General features: G+C 35.5%; 15 protein-coding genes. 6 read left to right on the forward strand and 9 right to left on the reverse strand.

Annotated features, from left to right (window positions below):
- Window positions 1-17: 17 nt before the first annotated feature.
- Entirely contained in the window at window positions 18-872 is an 855-nt protein-coding gene (locus J2Y60_RS15300; protein WP_309919280.1) for an SdiA-regulated domain-containing protein, read from the forward strand.
- Between the two features lie 272 nt (window positions 873-1144).
- Window positions 1145-4783, forward strand: coding sequence for a BamA/TamA family outer membrane protein (locus J2Y60_RS15305; protein ID WP_309919277.1), 3639 nt, complete (start codon window positions 1145-1147; stop codon window positions 4781-4783).
- Between the two features lie 117 nt (window positions 4784-4900).
- On the opposite strand, the gene J2Y60_RS15310 is transcribed toward J2Y60_RS15305, so the two are convergent.
- Window positions 4901-6217: an adenylate/guanylate cyclase domain-containing protein gene (locus J2Y60_RS15310; RefSeq protein ID WP_309919275.1), complete on the reverse strand. Its 1317-nt coding sequence runs from the start codon at window positions 6215-6217 to the stop codon at window positions 4901-4903.
- Window positions 6218-6357: 140 nt separating this feature from the next.
- On the opposite strand from J2Y60_RS15310, the gene J2Y60_RS15315 reads away from it, so the two are divergent.
- Window positions 6358-6879, forward strand: a complete 522-nt coding sequence (locus J2Y60_RS15315) for a DUF2911 domain-containing protein (RefSeq protein ID WP_309919272.1) — start codon at window positions 6358-6360, stop codon at window positions 6877-6879.
- 247 nt (window positions 6880-7126) lie between these two features.
- Here the strand turns inward: J2Y60_RS15315 and J2Y60_RS15320 are convergent, their stop codons facing one another.
- Together J2Y60_RS15320 and J2Y60_RS15325 are read right to left on the reverse strand one after the other, a co-directional pair.
- Complete coding sequence (locus J2Y60_RS15320) at window positions 7127-7333, reverse strand: hypothetical protein (protein WP_309919271.1); 207 nt, start codon at window positions 7331-7333, stop codon at window positions 7127-7129.
- 93 nt (window positions 7334-7426) lie between these two features.
- The gene (locus tag J2Y60_RS15325; RefSeq protein WP_309919268.1) at window positions 7427-8239 is read right to left on the reverse strand and encodes an NIPSNAP family protein; all 813 of its coding nucleotides are present in this window, start codon (window positions 8237-8239) and stop codon (window positions 7427-7429) included.
- 463 nt (window positions 8240-8702) lie between these two features.
- Between J2Y60_RS15325 and J2Y60_RS15330 the strand changes: the two genes are divergently transcribed.
- A complete protein-coding gene (locus J2Y60_RS15330) occupies window positions 8703-9071 on the forward strand; it encodes a response regulator (RefSeq protein ID WP_309919265.1) in 369 nt (122 codons plus the stop codon).
- A gap of 98 nt (window positions 9072-9169) precedes the next feature.
- Window positions 9170-9934 (forward strand): MBL fold metallo-hydrolase, encoded by a 765-nt coding sequence (locus J2Y60_RS15335; RefSeq protein WP_309919261.1) that lies wholly within the window; start codon window positions 9170-9172, stop codon window positions 9932-9934.
- A gap of 3 nt (window positions 9935-9937) precedes the next feature.
- Here the strand turns inward: J2Y60_RS15335 and J2Y60_RS15340 are convergent, their stop codons facing one another.
- Window positions 9938-11083: a putative sensor domain DACNV-containing protein gene (locus J2Y60_RS15340; protein WP_309919258.1), complete on the reverse strand. Its 1146-nt coding sequence runs from the start codon at window positions 11081-11083 to the stop codon at window positions 9938-9940.
- 330 nt (window positions 11084-11413) lie between these two features.
- Here J2Y60_RS15340 and J2Y60_RS15345 point away from each other — a divergent pair, with 330 nt between their 5' ends.
- Window positions 11414-11923, forward strand: a complete 510-nt coding sequence (locus J2Y60_RS15345; RefSeq protein ID WP_309919255.1) for an Lrp/AsnC family transcriptional regulator — start codon at window positions 11414-11416, stop codon at window positions 11921-11923.
- Window positions 11924-12062: 139 nt separating this feature from the next.
- Here the strand turns inward: J2Y60_RS15345 and J2Y60_RS15350 are convergent, their stop codons facing one another.
- The 5 genes from J2Y60_RS15350 to J2Y60_RS15370 form a co-directional block, all read right to left on the reverse strand.
- Window positions 12063-13388: an ABC transporter permease gene (locus J2Y60_RS15350; protein WP_309919252.1), complete on the reverse strand. Its 1326-nt coding sequence runs from the start codon at window positions 13386-13388 to the stop codon at window positions 12063-12065.
- 54 nt (window positions 13389-13442) lie between these two features.
- A complete protein-coding gene (locus tag J2Y60_RS15355; RefSeq protein ID WP_309919250.1) occupies window positions 13443-14366 on the reverse strand; it encodes an ABC transporter ATP-binding protein in 924 nt (307 codons plus the stop codon).
- Window positions 14367-14516: 150 nt separating this feature from the next.
- On the reverse strand, window positions 14517-14903 hold the full coding sequence (locus J2Y60_RS15360; protein WP_309919248.1) for a hypothetical protein: 387 nt from the start codon (window positions 14901-14903) through the stop codon (window positions 14517-14519).
- 107 nt (window positions 14904-15010) lie between these two features.
- Entirely contained in the window at window positions 15011-15553 is a 543-nt protein-coding gene (locus J2Y60_RS15365) for an RNA methyltransferase (protein WP_309919245.1), read from the reverse strand.
- A gap of 21 nt (window positions 15554-15574) precedes the next feature.
- Window positions 15575-16522, reverse strand: coding sequence for a hypothetical protein (locus tag J2Y60_RS15370; protein ID WP_309959185.1), 948 nt, complete (start codon window positions 16520-16522; stop codon window positions 15575-15577).
- Window positions 16523-16602: the final 80 nt, after the last annotated feature.

Genomic DNA, 16602 nt, shown 5'->3' on the forward strand with positions numbered 1-16602 from the left:
CAACATTAAATAAAAGCATGATGATCTCTTCCAAAACTTTAATTCTACTAACTTTCGTTCCATTATCCATTTTTTCTTGTGCAAAAAAAGAAAAACACAAAGAAAAAGAAAAAACAGAAGAAACTACTACAGCCTTGACACTACCGTATGATTTTGAAAATCCTAGTCAAAAAATAACCTTACCGAAGAGCCTTAAAGAAATTTCTGGACTGTCATTTTATAAAAATAATCAATTGGCCTGCATTAATGACGAAGAAGGTAAAGTTTTTATTTTTGATTTAGCAAAAAAAGAAATTACTCAGAAAATTCCCTTCGGAAAATCAGGTGATTATGAGGGCGTAGAAGTAGTAGGCAATGAGGTATTTGTGTTGAGAAGTGATGGCTTAATTAAGAGTTTTAAAATTGGCGAACCTTACGAAAGAGAAATAGACTGTTCAGACCCTGATGTTGTTGAATACGAAGGCCTTAGCTATGACCCAACCACTGGAAATCTACTATTAGCAGCCAAAGAAAGGATAAAGGAGGTAGATAGTAAAAAGATGATTTATGCCTACGATTTTAAAAGAAAAATTCTGTTTAAATCTATCGCTATTCCAGATGAAAAATTAATTGGCAAAGATGGCAAAAAAACTTTCCGTCCATCGGGTATCGCTATCCACCCTATTACTCAACAAGTTTTTATCATTGCTTCACAAGGCAAAAAACTTTTGATTTTATCTAAAGATGGTGCTAAGGAAGCTCTAGTAGATTTAAATCCCAATCTTTATAAACAACCAGAAGGCATTTGCTTTACGCCAAATGGCAACTTGTATATTTCATCTGAAGGTGCAGGTGGAGATGGCTATATTTTAGCTTTTGATTATAAAAAGTAATTGTGTGCTATTGCAGTTAATTTTAAATGATTTTGCTTGAGAGTAGTTTAAAAATTGGTTTGTATCTGAAAAGAAAATTCCCTTTCGCCACAACTTACTTTTCTTGTCTTGACACAAGAAAAGTAACAAAAGAAAGTCAAGAAATTCCGAAACTCGCTCCGCTCAAACAGCGGAATTTCACAAAAATGCTTATGCTAATTTAATAAAAACTCCTCAACAAAACATTAAATTACTATATTACTAAACCAAAACCTTAATTATCCAAGAAAAACATGGAGACTCCCTTTAAAAAGTTTATCTTCAAAAGCTTCAGTGCATTGTTGCCTTTATTATTGCTTACCGCCGAATTTGGTTTTAGCCAAAAAAAGCCTAATTATTCTGTCTTTTTAATTGGTGATGCTGGCGAACCTCCAAAGAATGGCAAAGACATGGTGTTGAGCCCGTTGAAAAAGCAAATGCAACAAGCTGGCAAGCAGTCGACCATCATGATTCTTGGTGATAATGTGTACCCTAAAGGGTTAAGTAATATCGATGAGCCAAATCGTAAAAATGATGAGGAACGTTTGGCAGACCAGTTGAGTATTTTGCAAGACTATCAAGGCAAACCCTTTATCATTCCAGGTAACCACGATTGGCAACAAGGAGGGAAAAAGGGATGGGAATATATCCAAAATCAGGAAAAATTTGTTTCTGATTTTTTGAAAAGAGAAGATGTATTTTTCCCAAAAGGCGGATGCCCTACACCACATGAGGTTGCCCTTAACGACCAAATTACTGCCGTGATTCTTGATACACAATGGTGGCTACATCCTTGGAAAAAACCAGAAGCAGATTCTGACTGTGAAGTAAAGTCATTAGAAGAAATGCTGATAAGTGTCAATGACATTCTGGATAGAAATCGCCATAAAAAAGTATTAGTAGTTGGGCATCATCCCATGTATTCTCATGGCTCTCATGGTGGTTATTATACAGTACAAGACCACCTTTTCCCATTTCATGAATTAGGAGTACCTATTCCTTTGCCAGTACTTGGCTCTATTTATCCGTTGTACCGTACCCTTATTGGTAATATCCAAGATATTCCACATCCTAAATATAAACAAATGCGTGATGGACTTGTGGGGATTTTCAAACAATATAAAAACGTAATTTATGCCAACGGACATGAACATAATCTACAATTAATTCAGCGAGATTCTATCAACTATATTACTTCAGGAGCAGGTTCAAAAAACACGCCTGTAAAAATGGGGAAGGATTCTAAATTTGCTAGTTCGCAAATTGGGTTTGCTCGCTTAGACTTCTATGATAACCAAATCAAGCTGATATTTTTTGGCGGTGATGGCAAAGATGGGAATGAATTGTATAGCACGGATATTTTGCTGGATACTAACGCCATTGACCCTAAAGACGTACAAACAGAAAAAATCCATATGCTGGGTGTTGTACCCAACCCCAAATATAAAGCAGGGAAATTTAAAACTTTTATGTTGGGGAGCAATTATAGAGATATTTGGACAACGCCCATCAAACCTAAAACGCTTGATTTTGAACATGAAGAAGGAGGGTTAAAGGTTATTCAACGGGGCGGTGGTTATCAAACACTTTCATTACGTTATCAAAATCCTAAAGGTGAACAATTCGTTACGCGTTCAGTAGAAAAATATCCAGAAAGAGCCGTTCCAGAAGCTATTCGCAGTCAGTTTACTACTGATATTGTCTCTGACCAAATTTCTGCTTCACATCCTTTCGCAGCTTTGGTGGCTTCACATTTGGCAGAAGCCGCTGGTGTTTTGCATACTAATCCTTCGTTGGTGATTATTCCAGAAAGCAATGTATTAGGCAATTACAAACGCCTTTTTACGAACCAATTAGCCCTTTTCGAAGAACGTCCAGATGGAAGTTTTGCGGGTTCTAAAAAAATACAAAGTACCCAAAAAGTAGTTGAAAAACTAGCTGAAGACAATCACAACGAAATTAATGAAAAAGAGGTAATCAGAGCAAGGTTATTAGATATGCTGATTGGCGACTGGGACCGTCACGAAGATCAATGGCGTTGGGCTGGTTATGAAAATGGTCATGACAAAGGTTTGAGCTTTAGGCCTATTCCACGTGACCGTGACCAAGCTTTTTTTGTAAATGAAGGCGTTCTACCTCGTATTATTTCTCGAAAGTGGATTTTGCCTAAAATCCAAGGATTTGATTATAAAATTCGTGATGTAGCAGGTTTGGCATTCAATGCACGTTATTTTGACCGTTCGTTTCTAACCCAATCTTCCGAGAACGATTGGATGGCAATGGCCAAAGAACTTCAACAAAAAATTAGTGATGCGGTGATTGATTCTGCTGTTACGCATTTCCCTAATTTCCCAGAGCATTCGGCTATTATTGCTAAAAAACTAAAACAACGCCGTGACGACCTTCCGGGATATACAAAAGAATTATATGAATTTTTGAGTAAAGAAGTAGATATTCTGGGAAGCGACAAGGATGAATATTTTTTTGTAAGTCGACTCGAAGATGGGCGAACAAAAGTGTCAGTCTTTGACCAAAAGAAAAATGGCGAAATCGGTAGAACACTTTATGAAAGAACATTTGACCCAAAAATCACGAAAGAAATCAGGATTTGGGGATTAGATGGAGAGGATAACTTCAAAGTATTTGGTCAAGCCAGTAAGGGTATTAAAGTGCGTTTGATTGGCGGAAAAGGAAAAGATATTTTTACAGACTCGTCTTCTGTGAGTGGCTTAGCTAAGAAAACCATTATTTATGATAAAAAAGAAAATACTATACTCAATTTAGGCACTGAAAGTAAGGACTTAACAAGTAATAAAAAGAACGTTAACGATTATAACCGCGAGGCTTTTAAATATGACAGAGTAGCCCCACTAGGTTCTTTTGCCTATAACGTTGACGATGGTATTTTTATCGGAGCAGGGGCACAATGGACTCGTCAGGGTTTCAGGAAAGACCCTTTCGCTTCACAACATACAATTTCAGGCAATTACGCTTTTGGCACTAATTCGTATAATATTTTTTATAAAGGCGAATTCATGGATGTTATCGGTAAAACTGATTTTGAATTGAAAGCTAATCTTCAGCAAGGTGGTTTGGTTGATAACTTCTTTGGGTTGAGCAACGAATCGGAATATAAAAAAGAGAAAGGGATTGATTATTATAGAATTCAATATGAAAACGAAGAGATTACAGCTCTTTTTAAAACCCGCTTCAATAAACTAACGCTGTATTATGGTGCTGCGAAAAACGAATGGCATATTAAAGAAAACCCAAAACGCTTTATTAATGAATTTGCCCCACATGGTGATGAAATATATCAAGACAAATACTTTATTGGGCTAAAAACTGGGTTTATCCTTGATAACCGTGATAATATCATTTTTCCAACCAGAGGTATTTTATGGAACTTTGATGCCACCATTCAGCGAGGTGCGAATGATGTTACGAAGAACAATTATGCCAACCTGAAAACTGATTTATCATTTTATTATACCTTTAAATTACCCGCGGTTGTTAGCTTGGCTACTCGTTTTGGAGGAGGCTTAAACCTTGATGATTATGAATTGTATCAGGCCAATTCGTTGGGTGGATTAACTAATCTTAGAGGTTTCAGACGGACACGTTTTTCAGGGAAATCTTCTTTTTATAATAATACAGAAGTTCGTATAAAAGTACTCAATTTCAAATCATATTTATTTCCAGCTTATGCAGGCGTACTTGCCTTTAATGATGTTGGAAGGGTTTGGAATCCAACTGAAAACTCTGAGAAATGGCACCAAAGTTATGGAGGTGGTATTTGGATTGCTCCTTTCAATATGGTAGTGATTACGGGGATGTATGGTATTTCAGAAGAGAACCATTTATTTTCTGTGAAGGCAGGGTTGTTTTTCTAAGGAATAAAAAGGACAACTCTTTTATCATTACAATTCCAATAAATTGATAACCTATTTTTTATCACTAGGGAGGGACTTAAGTCCCTCCCTAGTGATAAAAAATAGTCAAAAAGCATTTTATGCCAATTTCCACAAAAACATCTCGTTCTCCATTCCTTTTAATTTTACAGAGCCTACTTGCTTAGTATCAATCGGAATAGCCGAAATTTCATCCATTACTTCCTGACTTATCAGCAGTTGAGATTGGTATTTTTTGTTCAATTGTTCTATCCTTGCTGCCTGAATTACTACGTTCCCAGTGATGTTATATTGCTGACGAGAATCCGTACCGATATTTCCTACTACGGCATCTCCTGTATGAATCCCTATACCTAGCCCTGTATTAGGTATCGTCCCTAGCTCATTCATCTTCTGGATTTTTTCAATAATATCCAGTCCTGCCTTTACAGCATTTTCAGAAGGGTTTTCTAAATTGATAGGTGCTCCAAAAGTAACCATACAGCCATCTCCTAAAAACTGATTTACAATACCATTGTATTCGTTAACGGTATTGACAACTACCTCAAAAAAAGCATTCTGATACTCCATTACTTCCTCCGCAGTATGTTTGTCAGCATACACCGTAAAATTACGGATATCCAAAAACATGATGCTTACTTTCTGGTGCTTGGCTTTCAGAATACCATTTTGTTCCAACATTACTTGTGCTACCTCTGGCGAAACCTGTTGACCAAACATTTCTACAATGTGTTCTTGGGTCTCCATTCGTTCTATGGATAGCTGAATGCTCTTTCTAATCTGCGTAGCGACATACCCTGCCGACAAACCACCGAAAACCAAGGAGAAAGTTTTGAGCAGATACGAAAACATTTGTTTAGTATAAATATCATGCTCTGAGACAATCGTTCCAGATTCTATCAGGTGGTAACTCAGAAAAAAGTACTCTAACCCAGCCAATAGTCCCGTCCACAACGAAACGGCGAAACTCAGCCTTAATGTTGATAGAATGATAAAAATAAAGTAGATATACACTAACGGAGAAAGTACTATCAGGATAGGATGGTTGTATTCTTGTCCTGCAAAATACATGACCAAAGTGAGCAACGTAATTTCGAGTGTTGCATTACCAAACTTTGCTACCAAAGGCATTTTATTCATTACTTTCAGCAGATACTTCATAGATAGCCAGACCGTCAGTTCATAGAAAGTCATAAATGCTAAATACAAAAATATAATCTGAGGGACGCCTTCGTGCCCATTTAAATAATTCAACTGATACACTGTTTTAGCAAACAGCGCATAACTGAGAAAACTTATCGAGAAAAAAAGTAATAAAACCCCTGCCCTTTGTCGCTCTCTACGAATATTCTCCTGCTCAAACTGTATATCGAAATAGGTTAATGCGGGGTTGTTTGAAAATAGAAATTTCTTCATTTAATAAAATAAAATATTCATTTAATAAAAATATAACAAATTTGAGACAAAATAACTCCCTTAAAATAAAACTTTATGAAATCTTTTGCGTTGTCCTAGATGAAAAACTCCTTTCAAAAAACTTAAACAGATTTACAAAAATGAAAAAATTAATTTTATTGACGTTATTTTCTATCACCGCTTTCATCAGCAATGCACAACATGAAGCAAGTAACGACAAGTCTAAAATGCCTTCTCCACCAGCAACTGCTTCTGCTACTATCGGAGAAACTACTCTCACAATCAATTATAGCCAGCCTGCCGTAAAAGGCCGTAACGTTTGGGAAGGCAACCTTGCCCCATTTGGTAAAGTATGGCGTACTGGAGCAAACGAAGCTACAACTTTTGAAGTAAGCAAAGATGTAACCGTACAAGGTAGGACTTTGAAAGCTGGCAAATATGGTTTTTTTACGATTCCTGGTGAAAAAGAATGGACAATTATTTTCAACAAGGTAGCGAAACAATGGGGAGCATTCAAATATAGTGAAGCGGATGATGTGTTGAGAGTAACAGCGCCAGCTAGAGCTAACGATATGACTGAACGTTTTACGATTAAAGCGGAAAACAGTGGAGACGTAACCTTGATGTGGGAAAAAGTAGCGGTTACATTTCATGTAAAATAAATATGAGTGTCTTATAAACATGAATTATCCCTCATTGCAAATAGCATTTACAATGAGGGATAATTCATGTTATTTTTTTGCCAAATAGTTACTACGCTTTATGCATTTGTAAATTGAGCCTTAAAACATTTAATCCTTCAAGCCTAACTTACTCTTTTGACGATATTCAATTTTAAAAATTGTAGCGTTCAAATCTTCGTTAATAACAACGCAGTGTCTGGATAATCACCAAAGAGTTTAGTTTCGTCTATAATACCATACATTCCCTTCCCATGTTTTCGTTTAGAAAGTTTGGCATAATACTCCCATTTTTGGCAACCGCTATATAACGGGTAGCCCCTAAATCAGTGGCAAGCACTTTTATCGAAAAACCATTTAGAAGTTTGATATCAACACTAGTATTATCGTCCTTCTTGGGTTTAGTGTCTGTATCATTGTTAGGAAATACCTTCACAAGTACTAATAAAGTAAGGATTAAAGAAAATTATTGTTTTTCATGTATTGATAAATGGTATTTCTAAGATGAATTCAAAAAATTGACTGTTGATTAAATATCTGAATAATCAGTTGGGAATAGAAAACGAGTATCATTTTTGGATACATTATGCTGATATTCAGGCATGGCTACTAATTTTTTCCAGTAATCATCATTTGAAAATGCTTTCCAATGCTCATCGCGTGAAGCCTTGTTTTCAAAAGTAGTCATGTACATTAAATTAGGCATCTGTCCGCCCGAAATCACTTCGGCATAGAATACGGCATTAAAGCCTAATCTTTTGAATAGGGCAACTTCACCACCTTTATTAAACATATCAACTTTGTTCAAGTATAGTTTTTCAGTAGGGCCTTCGTAACTTCTTAATTCATATACTCTTTCAGCTTTAGGCGAGCTCAATGCTGGCAAGTTGAATATTGGGGCATCTGTAAATGCTGATAGTAAAATAGATTCAATACGGCTATATGGTGGATTATTGTAAGGTGCATCTATATAATCTTTTCCATCAATAGCATATTGTTTATCTGCTGCTAGTTTTTTGTCAAGTTTCAAAAAATCATCTGAAGATTTGAAAGGAATAAAAACATACACCAGCATATCAGTAGCAACAGGGGCATCTTTTGCCACGATAGGTTTAAAAACCCCAACACTACTAATGCCTAAACGATGAAGTGCTGGCAGATAAGCATTCTGTAAAAAAACATCAAGGCGAGCCTCTTGGTCTTTAGTTTTAAGGTGATACACTTTTAATTGATAAAAGTCTCGTTTAGCAGCCATTGCCATGGAGGAAAAACTCAATACAAATGTTAAAAATAGTATTGAAAAGCGTATTGCGATAGTCGATGAATTGATATTTTTTAACATTATTATAAAAGTATCTAAACGGTTAAGTAAAAAATTGATTTAAGAAATTATGACATTTCCGAGATAAAATTAGAATTAATTAAATTGATGGTTACCATGATTTATCGTTAACACGTGTTTAAAGTGTTCATGATACTACAGAAAATGAGTAAATACATCCTGTACATAGCTTAATGTTAGAAATGTAAAGCTCAAAATATATTTTGCAAAAAAAATCGGGATGACTCATGTTAATAGGATTCCTTACCAAAGTATCATTGATAAATATCATTTTATTGAATTTGCTTGTCATTTCATACCCAATTTTTAATATTTTTCGTTAGCTTTACAGCGTTTATAAATGTAAATACTTAATATAATAACTAAGATTTATCACAAAAAAGACGCTTAATTTTTAATTGGTAATTGTTAATTGTTTCCTGTTACTTATCTTTACCATATTAATCAATCATTAACCTTAAGTATGAAGAAAGTCCTGATTGCCGAAGATAGCTCAGTTATCCAGAACCTTGCTAAGAAGATTTTAGAATTTCAAAATTTCGAAATCCATTCTGTTAAAAATGGGCAACAAGTGTTAGATGCTCTTGAGAAAGAAGATTTTGACATCATTTTGCTAGACATCAATATGCCCGTAATGGACGGAATGGAATGTGCTAAAGCAGTACGTAGTTTGAAAGACGAAGCTAAAGCTAAAATACCAATTATTGCTATTACTGGTAATGCTAGAAATTATTCTATGGAAGATTTCAAAGAAGCTGGTTTTGATGATATGCTTGCTAAACCTTTGAACTTTGATGCATTGGTTGCTCAAGTAAAAGCACTTACCGAATAGTTATGAAAAATGAGTTATGAGTTATGAAGCTGAGAGTTGATAGATAATTTACTCGAATATTATTAATTCATAACTCATAATTGATAATTCATAATTCTATGAGAATTACCTTTTTAGGCACTGGAACATCCCAAGGAGTACCTGTAATTGCTTGTGATTGTGAAGTTTGCCAATCTCTCGACTTTCGTGATAAACGTCTTAGGGTTTCTATTCACCTAGAAATAGCCGACAAAAGTTTTGTTATTGATACTGGCCCCGACTTTCGTCAGCAGATGCTTCGTGAACGTGTTCACAAGCTAGATGCTATTATTTTCACCCACGAACACAAAGATCATACCGCTGGTTTAGATGACGTAAGAGCATACAATTTCTTTCAACAGAAAGATATGCCTATCTATGCGCGTCCGTCAGTACTTGAACAGATTCAGCAAGAGTTTGCTTACGCATTTACTGCTATAAAATACCCTGGCACTCCGCAAATTACCCTGAACGAAATTCATTATAATACTCCTTTTGATATTGAAGGAGTTACCTTCACTCCTATTGAAGTATTGCACTTTAAATTGCCAGTATATGGCTTTAGAATAGGCGACTTCACTTATATCACCGACGTAAACTATATTTCGGAAGAAGCTATTGAAAAAGTAAGAGGCTCTAAAATTGTCGTAATTGGTGCTTTGCGTAAAGAAAAGCATTTATCACATTTTACCCTTTCAGAAGCCATAGAGGTACTCGAGAAAATCAAGCCTGATGAAGCTTATATTACCCATATCAGCCACCAGATGGGACTGCACAGGGAAGTAGAAGAAGAATTGCCTTCTTATATAAAACTTGCCTACGACGGACTCACGCTTACGTGCTAGTACTTAGATTAATAACGTATCTACTCGATGGGCATGTACCATTCTATCACAAGGAGACCACGAGAAAATAGTAAATCTTCCATCTTGCGAGGCAACTAGGGCAATCGCATCACGTTGATCATACACAAATTGTGCCGCAGAAAGGTGTCTTGTTCCCCCATTCTGAACTGGGTGTACTACCTGAGGTTCATTACCAACGATAGGCTCGGTTACTAAGATAGCTTCTAACGCTTTCCCTGATGGCGAACGCCCAATTTTTGCCCCAAAAGCCAATACTTCAAATTGGTCATTAATGATAGTAGCACCATCAACGGCTGTTAATCCTGCTATTCCATTTACTACTTGATTTAACTTATTTTGCAAGGCTGGATTCTGAATATCCAATCCTTTTTCATTCAAGAAAGAAAGGCCAGAGAAAACAGGTCTGAGGGCATAAGTAATAGGGTAAATAATAGAAGAGCGCCAATTGTCGTGTTTAGAAGGCACAATCAAAAGAGCTCCTCCTCTTTGGTGTGCTCGCATGGCTACTGCTAGTTGGACAAGTACATTCAAAGAATCATTCCAAGAGGAAGGCGAAGCGATACCAATCATAGAGCCTAGCACGGCTGGGCAGTCGGGCAACGTACCACTACTTTCGTCGATTATTTTTATTTGGTCACCTTTCAATACAGCAACGTTTATAAACTTACCAAAGCCATCTGTCCGACGATGTTTGATGACCAACAAGCCTGGCTCAACAACTTCTAAGACAAAACATAAACCTGGGATATTGGTAGTAGTTCCCCAAATATATAATTCATCGTCTTCTATCCAAACGCCTAAATGAATACCCGCATGTTCTACAGAGGGGGCTAATTTGGTTAGTACATCGGGATTAAACTTTAATCTATGTTCAAAAATTAAAGGGTGGTCAGTTAATAAAGGTGGTAAAAATGCAAGTGATATTTTAGGAGAACGTCCCTCCTCACGACGGAGACTCGCCCAAAAACCAACATCAATAATTGATTCTATGACCAAACTATTAGGAATTGGGGCAAGTATTTTACCATCATGCTTCACTGCAATTTGATGGTGAAATATAAAATGGTTTTCAATGGTTTCAGAAACCATTTGAGCTGCCTGATAAGTAGTTGTGGTGGAAATCATCATTAAATTTTACCTCTCTTAATTTATCTTCAATGCAAATTGATACTATACCTACTCAACTATTAATTCTGGGCTTAGGTTCAATGCTGTAAAATTTTATGTTAAGTATTTATAAATTTAATAAAACTCACAATCACTAAAACTTTGTGCCTAAATAGGTAGTTGTTATCTAAGTACTTTTTGTTATTTTTATTTTAAATACGGTATTTTCTTCACTTTTTAATCAAAAAATGATTATTTTTTGCTGAATTTGCAATAACTATATTTTATTTATTTTTTATCTTTCGGTTAAATTTACGAAATTAATACCTCAACTTAGCCTTTTTCTACTACATGAGCCTTACACAACCAACCAATAACAACGATGTTTCATTTGACTTAGATGAGCTAGATTTTGCCATACTAGGACAATTGCAAGAAGATGGGCGTCGCTCATTTACAGAAATGGCTGAAAATCTTAAAACATCAGCCAGTACGATACGAAGCAGGGCAAGTAAACTAATTGAAGACAAAACCATTCAAATAGTTGGACGTGTAAATACTGCTAGAGTAGGTTTTCACGCGTATGTGCATATTAAAATTTCTGTACGCCCTGCCAACCTGATTGAATCTGTTGCTGCTCAATTACAAGAATTTAGAGAGGTAAGTTTTTTGGCTGTCACTTCAGGAGATTTTGATATTCAGGTAGATGTAATGTGTAGAGATAATAATCACTTACTAGAAGTAATTAATCAAAGGATTCCGAATATTGAAGGAGTTTTTCAGACCAAAACGGATATGTATATCAAAATTTTAAAATACTCTCAGCCAGATTTAGGCTTGTTGAATAAGCCGAAAGAGTGAAAGGATAAAATTGTGAGTTTTGAGTGAGGAGTTGTCTTTGCCTAAAATAGGTTGCCTTACTGAATATAAAATTCAATGATTTATCAGTAGCGAGGGACTTAAGCCCATCGCTAGTGATAAATCATTGATAATAACGATATTACCCCTTATAAAACACCCATTTGCTAATCTCTTTCCAAGATGGTTTCTTGCCGTACATCAAGATACCTACGCGATATACTTTACCAGCAAACCATGTTGTACCTAGAAAACCAAGGACAAGTAATACGAAAGATAGGGCAATTTCCCAATTTGATACGCCAAAAGGTAACCTAACCATCATATCTATTGGTGAAGTAAGCGGGAACATAGATGCCCAAAAAGCGATTGAACTATCTGGTTTCTGAATGATTACTTGACCAAGTATAAATGATAGAATAATAGGTATCGTAACGGGAAACATAAATTGTTGTGCTTCTGTAGAGTTCTCAACAGCCGAGCCTATCGCAGCAAAAAGCGAACTATACAACAAATATCCACCCATATAAAACAAGAAGAAGCAGATAATGATTTTTGCCAACGATATGTTGTCAATGGTTTGTGAAATGCTAGATAACGGATTCGTATCTTTTACATTTTCTTTATATTTTTTGATTTCATCCTTTCCTGCTCCAGATTGTTGAAGGGTCTGAACTTTCTCCTGAATTTTATTGGACATGATGGCCGTAGTGGCACTTGACGCTCCAAAAGTAAGCACACCCCACAACAGAAACTGTGTAAGTCCAACTAACCCAACGCCTACAATTTTACCCATCATTAATTGAAAAGGGCGAACCGACGAAATCATCACTTCAATAATTCTATTACTTTTTTCTTCGATTACACCATTCATTACTTGCGAACCATATAGAAAAGCAGAGATATAGAGAATCAAGCCAAAAATACCTGCCAAAATCATCGCTCCTGCCGAACTACTACTTTGTTCGCCGCCTTCATCATCCAATGTATAGGTTTTGGCATTTACGTTTACCTTATTGTCTTCCAATACTTTTAAGTCAATATTGGCTTTTAGCAGTTTAATATTGCGTAATTCTGTCTGGATTTTTCCTTGAATCTTATATTGTGTAGTTAAACCTATGCTTTTTTTGCCTACCATTTTTACACCATTCGGATTATCAAGAATATCCTTTTGGATGTTCACTAAAATATCGGCATCACTTTTTGTGAGGTTTTTCTTGGCCTGCTCAAATGAACCATCTATAAATTTGAAAGTAATATCGTCTTCAGATTGAAGTTTTCCTTTGAACAATTTACTTTCATCGACTACCTCAATCGTTTTGGTATCATTTGAATTCAAAAATAAATAAAGGGGAATGGCATATATAGCCGCTATCAGAACGGGAACCAAGAGAGAAGCAATCCAAAAAGATTTTTTTCTTACTCTAGTAATATATTCGCGCTGGATAATCAGTAAAATCTTATTCATAGTTGTGGGGATTTTTTAAAAGGAATGCTGATTGAATGGATTTGGCAATGTTTCTTAAAGAATATCGTTTGCTTCACCACCCACCACTTTTATAAAAATATCATTGAATGAAGGAATATTTTCATTGAAAGCCTTAAGGTCTACTTGCTCAATCAACACGGCAATCAATTGGTTTACAGATACGCCTTCTACCAGCTTGATGTTCGCTCGCGTAATTCCATCGTCCAAAGGTTTAGTATTTAATAATTCAAAAGCTAAAGGATTTTCGGTTAACGAGCCAACGAAGTCTATCGTATAAGAGTTTTCTCTGAAACGATTTTTCACTTCTTTCTTTGCTCCATGAAGCACCACTTTCGATTTGTTAATGAGTGCAATATGGTCGCACAATTCTTCAACAGACTCCATTCTGTGGGTAGAGAAAATGATGGTTGTCCCTTTTTGTTTCAGTTCTAATATTTCATCTTTTAAAAGATTAGCATTGATGGGGTCAAAACCAGAGAAAGGTTCATCCAGAATAATTAATTTAGGTTCATGGACAATCGTAGCGATAAACTGTATTTTTTGTTGCATCCCTTTTGAAAGGTCTTCCACATTTTTGTTCCACCAGTCTTTTATATCAAATTTTATAAACCAGTGTTTCAACTTTTCGGTAGCATCCGCTTTGCTCATGCCTTTCAATTGGGCAAGATAAAGCAACTGCTCTCCTACTTTCATTTTTTTATACAACCCTCGTTCTTCTGGCAAATAGCCGATTACTTCAATGTGTTTGGGCTGTAATTTTTCACCGAGAAGCATGATGTGTCCTTCGTCTGGAGCAGTAATTTGATTAATAATTCGTATCAACGATGTTTTTCCTGCTCCGTTTGGACCTAACAACCCAAAAATTGAGCCTGCTGGTACTTCTATACTAACATCATCCAGGGCAGTGTGTCCTGCATAGCGTTTTACCACATGGTGGGCTTCTAAAATATTCGACATCAACGGTGTGGGTTTAAAAGTTATTTAAGTTTTGGAATAAGTCGCAGAAAGCTGTTAAGAATTACAACGACAGTACAAAACAAAAAGAGTTTATCAAAAATGGTGTCATTTTTTGATAAACTCTTTTATTTGTTTGATAGTCGGTAATTATTAAGCTTCTGTAGTTTCAGCAGGCGCTACTTCTTCCGAAGTTTCAGCTACTTTTTTCTTACTAGGCTTACTTTTCTTTTCTACAACTACTCCATCTTCCGTAACGATAGCGATTTTTGCTGCTAATTCTGCTTTGGCTGCTGCTTTCGCCTTTTCTTTCTCTACCTTTTCAGCTTTTTCTTTTGCTTTCTTAGCTTCTTTTTTAGCTTCCTTCTCTAGCTCATCAACTTCTTCTTTCTGAAGTTTACTGTATTTCTTCACCAACTCTTCTGTTGATTTGTCAACAGTTTTCACTAATTTTTTAGCACTTTTTTCATTTAACCCATGAAGTTTACCTAATATAAGGGCTGAAAGTTCGTTGGCAAGAGTCTTTTTATCTGATTTCATGATTAATATTAATTTAATATTAAATTATTGTTATTTAATTGAGACGAAGGTATTAATAAGGTTGAAAGCAAAAAAATTTTTCGTGTTAAGTTTTTGAAAAACTGATATTAATTATTTTTTCTAATTAAATACTTGCTAACATAATCCCAACATATAATACCTGTAGTGACTGAAATGTTCAAAGAATGTTTTGTACCAAACTGGGGTACTTCCAAACAAAAATCAGCCTGCTCTACTACTGATTGATTTACACCAAAAACTTCGTTCCCGAACACAAAAGCATATTTTTTATCTAATTCGGGTTCAAAGCTTAATAAAGATACACTATTTTCAACTTGTTCTACTGCCGCTACGATATATCCCTCTGCTTGAAGTGTCTTTATCAATGCCAAAACGTTTTCAACATGTTCCCAAGTTACGGTTTCATCCGCTCCTAAAGCCGTTTTTTGGATTTCTCGGTGTGGCGGTGTAGCTGTAATACCACCCAAAAACACCTTTTCTACTTTAAAAGCATCTGCTGTTCTAAATACCGACCCTACGTTGTTCATACTTCTGATATCATCCAAAATCAGCACATAAGGAAACTTTTCTACTTGTTGAAATTCCTCCACAGTCAAGCGGTTTAGGTCTTCCATTGATAATTTTCGCATTGTTAATTAAAATTTTTGTGGTTATCGTATTTCTCTCAATTCCTCTGAAATCAACGATTGCCATTTTTGTTGTCCTACAAAATTAATACTATGGTTACTATCAGCATCATATTCCCTTTGTAAACGATTAAATTCTCGATACATTTCAATAAATAATAGCTGTAATTCACTATCATAATTATCGAGCGTCAATATTTTAGTGACTTTCTTTTTAAAACGCTCTATAATTGCTTTGGTAATATCAAAGTGCAATTGTTCATGAGCAAGGCTATATTCTGTAAGCATGCCCATCGTCCATGAAGAACTTTTCAACAAATAAGCCTTTAATTGTAAATCTATGATCAATACGCCGTCTTTAATATCTGTAAAGGCTCCGTACTCAAAATTCGTAAAGACCTGTGCTGCATACTTTGAATTCTGTGGTTTTTTGCCCTCAAAATCTTGCCAAGATAATTTATGCTTGGGCGACCAAAAAACTGTATCGCCACTTACAGGATTATCTACACCGTAATCTGCTTGAAGATTAATTTTGAGAGATTTAGCCAAGGCTGGGTTTTTATCATAATTGATTGTCATCCATTGGTCAAAATATATCATTGACTTATCTAGCAATCGCCCAATGAGGTATTCAAAATGGTTGTCGGCATTAAAACTGCGGGTAAACGTAATTTTAGTTTGAAACGACGTTAAGTCTATTAAAGTAGTATCTCGCATAAAGCCAAATGCTACTTTTATCTCGCTATGCCCATTGATAATTTTAGCATTTACAATTTTTTCAACTACTTTTAGTTCTTTTATTTTAATAATAATAGGATAAGCACTAGCATTTTTTCTCGTGAATTTTGTTAAAAATTCATTACTTGCTTTGGTTACACCATTTACTACATTCAAATACACATCATCCTTTTCCTCGTTATATACCAGTCCTACCCTGAGTTTATCACTACGCTCGTCGATAATCTTCAACAAGTAAAAATTGTTATTTTTTAATTTAACAGAAGAATTACCCAGAGATATTAATTTTTCCTGAGCTTGCACATAAGTTTGTA

The organism is Arcicella sp. BE140 (genome assembly GCF_031456255.1).
Lineage (GTDB): Bacteria > Bacteroidota > Bacteroidia > Cytophagales > Spirosomataceae > Arcicella > Arcicella aquatica.